Source organism: Streptomyces sp. NPDC001617 (assembly GCF_053596855.1).
Genome location: NZ_JBSFHA010000188.1, coordinates 1 through 3507, shown reverse-complemented (window position 1 = coordinate 3507; position 3507 = coordinate 1). Strand labels below are relative to the sequence as shown.

The window sequence follows — 3507 nt, the reverse complement described above, 5'->3', positions numbered from 1 at the left end:
GGCCGCACGATCCTGGGCTCTTCTGGCCGGCCGCACGGTCCTAGGCTCTTCTGGCCGGCCGCACGGTCCTAGGCTCTTCTGGCCGGCCGCACGGTCCTGGGCTCTTCTGGCCGGCCGTAGCTCCGGGGGCTTCGAGAAGCTCTGCAGCCCGCTCAACTCCCGCTGCCGTACGGCCTGGTGAGGATCTCCAGGCTGTGGCCGGCCGGGTCGTCGAAGTAGGTGCCCCGGCCGCCGTCGTTGCGGTTGATCTCGCCCCGGCGGCTGTGGTGCGGGTCCGCCCAGTAAGTCAGGCCCGCGTTCTGGATACGGGCGAAGATGGCGTCGAACTCGTCCTCGGACACCAGGAACGCGTAGTGCTGCGGGGTGATGTCGCCCTGCGCGTCCACGTAGTCCAGGGTCACCCCGTTCGGGATCGCGACCGGGGAGAACGGTCCCCACTGCGGACCCGCTTCCAGCCCCAGGATGTCGGCGAGGAACTGGGCCGACGCCTTCTTGTCATGTGCGGCGACGATGGTGTGGTTCAGCTGCACGGTCATCGTGTGGGCCTCCTCATGCCCAACATACTCCGACGAGCAGTTAAGGTAAGCCTTGCCTTAATAAACCGGTCGGGCTCGTCCGCCGCGCCCGGCACCCTCGCACGGTCAGGCACTTCGAGGGCAGTACGACGATCAAGGCCGAGGCGGATCGCGGATCGCCGTGCTCAGCACCGGCCGGCTCGACACCCTGCTGTCACCGGGCGTCGTACCCACCGCCGCGACCCGCGCCGACCACGCCGGCCTGGTCCCCGAGTATCTGGCCGACGCCTTCCCGTCCTACGAGCCGAAGCTCGCCGCCATGACGGACACGGGCGCTCGCCGGGCCCCCAACCTGGAGACCCTGGCCACCGCCGAGCCGGAGGCCGCCGAGCAGGTGAAGCTGTGGCCGGCCGGAAGTCTGAACGGGCGGGGATGGGAGCAGGCCGGGCCGCTCGCCCTCGTGTTCGTCATGTCCGTGCCCGCCCCGGTGTGGGCCGGCCACATGCTGCGCCCGCTCGGCGTCGTGCTCGCCGCCACGGCGACCGGAGCCGCCGGGCCCATCGGGTTCGTCGCGCTCACCGCACCCCAGCCGGCCCGCCGTCTCACCCGCACGCCCCAACTGCCGCTCCTCAACACCGCGTTGATCGGCGCCCGTACCCTGCTGCCCCCGCTGGAGATCCCGGTCGGCGCGCTCACCGCGCTCGTCGGCGGGCCGTATCCGCTGTGGCTGCCCGGGAGGCGTGCGGGGACACGATGAGGGCCCCGGAGCAGTGCGGCTCCAGGGCCCTCGGTCAGGGGGCGGGCGTCAGATCGTCGTGGTGTCGATCACGAAGCGGTACCGGACGTCCGAGTTCACGACCCGCTCGTACGCCTCGTTGATCTCGTCCGCGCGGATCAGCTCGATCTCGGCACCCAGGGCGTGCTCGGCGCAGAAGTCGAGCATCTCCTGGGTCTCGGCGATACCGCCGATCGCCGAACCGGCCAGGGTCTTGTTCCCGCCGATGAGGGAGAAGAGGTTGAGCGCGATGGGCTCCTCGGGGGCGCCCACGTTCACCAGCGCGCCGCCCGTCTTCAGCAGGCTCAGGTACGCGCCGAAGTCGAGCGGTGCCGAGACCGTGGAGAGGATGACGTCGAAGGTGCCCGCCAGCTCCTGGAAGGTCTTCTCGTCGCTGGTCGCGTAGTAGTGGTCGGCGCCCAGCTTCAGGCCGTCGTCCTTCTTGCGCAGGGACTGGGAGAGGACCGTGACCTCGGCGCCCAGCGCGTGCGCGATCTTGACGCCCATGTGGCCGAGGCCGCCCAGGCCGATCACGGCGACCTTCTTGCCGGGGCCGGCGCCCCAGTGCTTGAGCGGGGAGTACGTGGTGATGCCCGCGCAGAGCAGCGGAGCGGCCACGTCGAGGGAGAGGCCGTCGGGGATGCGGACGGTGAAGTTCTCGTCGACGACGACCTTCTCGGAGTAGCCGCCGTAGGTGGGCTCGCCGTCCTTGCCGACGGAGTTGTACGTGCCGACGTTCCCGCCGGTGCAGTGCTGCTCCTGGCCCGCCTTGCAGTTCTCGCACGTGCGGCAGGAGTCGACGAGACAGCCGACGCCGACGCGGTCGCCGACCTTGAACCTGCTGACGCCGGAGCCGACGGCCTCGACGATGCCGGCTATCTCGTGGCCCGGGACCATCGGGAAGATGGCCTGGCCCCAGCCCTCCTGTGCCTGGTGGATGTCGGAGTGGCAGATACCGGCGAACTTGATGTCGATCAGGACGTCGAACTCGCCGACCTCGCGGCGCTCGATCGTGGTGCGCTCCAGGGGTGCCTTGGCCGCGGGTGCGGCGTAGGCGGCAACGGTGGTCATGCCGGGGGTCTCCTAGCGGGGGTCCGCGCCCGGCTGCCTTCTTCACGTTCCGTCCGGGCGCGGTGATCAGCATGCCGGAAGGGACAAGCGTCACCCAGCCCCCACCTCTGCATACGTCTGCCGTGCCTACCACTGACGGGGTCAGGCTCGTGGACGTACGACCGTGAATACTGGACGTATGGACGAACAGCCCGATCCCGTACAGGAGCCCGCAGGCCGGGCCGGTGGTGCCCTGGACCGGCGCGCCGAGCTCAGTGAGTTCCTGCGCACCCGGCGGGCCCGGCTGAAGCCGGAGGACGTGGGGCTGCCGGACTTCGGGCGGCACCGGCGGGTGCCGGGGCTCAGGCGCGAGGAGCTGGCGCAGCTGGCCGGGGTCTCGGTGGCGTACTACACCCGGCTGGAGCAGGGCAACGGGCGGAACGTGTCGGCGGAGGTCCTCGACTCCATCGCGCGGGCGCTGCGGCTGACGGACGCGGAGCACGCGCATCTGACCCATCTCGCGAAGCCGAAGCAGCACAAGAAGAAGCCGGTGGCGCGGACGCAGCAGGTGCGGACGTCGCTGTTGCAGCTGCTGGACACCATGGACGCGGTGCCGGCGTACATCGGGGGCCGCTACTCGGACATCCTGGCCTGGAACCGGATGGCCGCGGCCGTCTTCGGCGACTGGGGGGAGCTGGCGCCGCAGGAGCGGAACTGGGCGCGGCTGGTGTTCCTGAACCCCGCCTACCGCGACCTGTTCGTGGCGTGGGAGGAGAAGGCGTCCGACATGGTCGCCCTGCTGCGCATGCAGGCGGGCTGCTATCCGGACGATCCCCGGCTGTCCGCGCTGGTCGGTGAACTCTCCGTCAAGAGCGAGGAGTTCAGACGCCTGTGGGCCACGCACGACGTCAAGGAGAAGAGCTACGGGGTGAAACTCCTGCGCCACCCCCTGGTCGGCGACCTGACCCTGAACTACGAGTCCTTCCCCCTGACCGACGGCACGGATCAGGGCATGGTCGTCTACCACGCGGAGCCGGGCTCGCCCACGGCGGAGGCGCTGCGGTTGCTGGCCAGCTGGGGGGCTGACGCGACGCGGGCGGGGCATTCGGCACCGTCGGCTTGAGGCGTGCGCGGCGTTGTCGATGCCCTGGGGGCTGCCGCCCCCAG

At 70.5% G+C, this 3507-nt stretch carries 3 protein-coding genes and 1 pseudogene; 2 read left to right on the top strand and 2 right to left on the bottom strand.

Features of this window, described 5'->3' with window-relative positions; all coding sequences use genetic code 11:
• Positions 1-152: 152 nt before the first annotated feature.
• Positions 153-536 (bottom strand): VOC family protein, encoded by a 384-nt coding sequence (locus ACWC09_RS52365; protein WP_450859370.1) that lies wholly within the window; start codon positions 534-536, stop codon positions 153-155.
• A gap of 340 nt (positions 537-876) precedes the next feature.
• Here ACWC09_RS52365 and ACWC09_RS52360 point away from each other — a divergent pair.
• Positions 877-1272, top strand: a pseudogene (locus ACWC09_RS52360) (iron chelate uptake ABC transporter family permease subunit); the annotation flags it as partial.
• A gap of 48 nt (positions 1273-1320) precedes the next feature.
• Here ACWC09_RS52360 and ACWC09_RS52355 read toward each other — a convergent pair.
• On the bottom strand, positions 1321-2361 hold the full coding sequence (locus ACWC09_RS52355) for an NAD(P)-dependent alcohol dehydrogenase (protein ID WP_450859368.1): 1041 nt from the start codon (positions 2359-2361) through the stop codon (positions 1321-1323).
• A 178-nt stretch (positions 2362-2539) separates the two neighbouring features.
• Between ACWC09_RS52355 and ACWC09_RS52350 the strand changes: the two genes are divergently transcribed.
• On the top strand, positions 2540-3463 hold the full coding sequence (locus ACWC09_RS52350) for a helix-turn-helix domain-containing protein (RefSeq protein ID WP_450859366.1): 924 nt from the start codon (positions 2540-2542) through the stop codon (positions 3461-3463).
• The last annotated feature ends 44 nt before the right edge of the window (positions 3464-3507 follow it).

What these genes read in the sequence shown, in the direction of transcription:
- ACWC09_RS52365 (WP_450859370.1), bottom strand. Translation starts at nt 536, where the DNA reads ATGACCGTGCAGCTGAACCACACCATCGTCGCCGCACATGACAAGAAG.
- ACWC09_RS52355 (WP_450859368.1), bottom strand. Translation starts at nt 2,361, where the DNA reads ATGACCACCGTTGCCGCCTACGCCGCACCCGCGGCCAAGGCACCCCTG.
- ACWC09_RS52350 (WP_450859366.1), top strand. Translation starts at nt 2,540, where the DNA reads ATGGACGAACAGCCCGATCCCGTACAGGAGCCCGCAGGCCGGGCCGGT.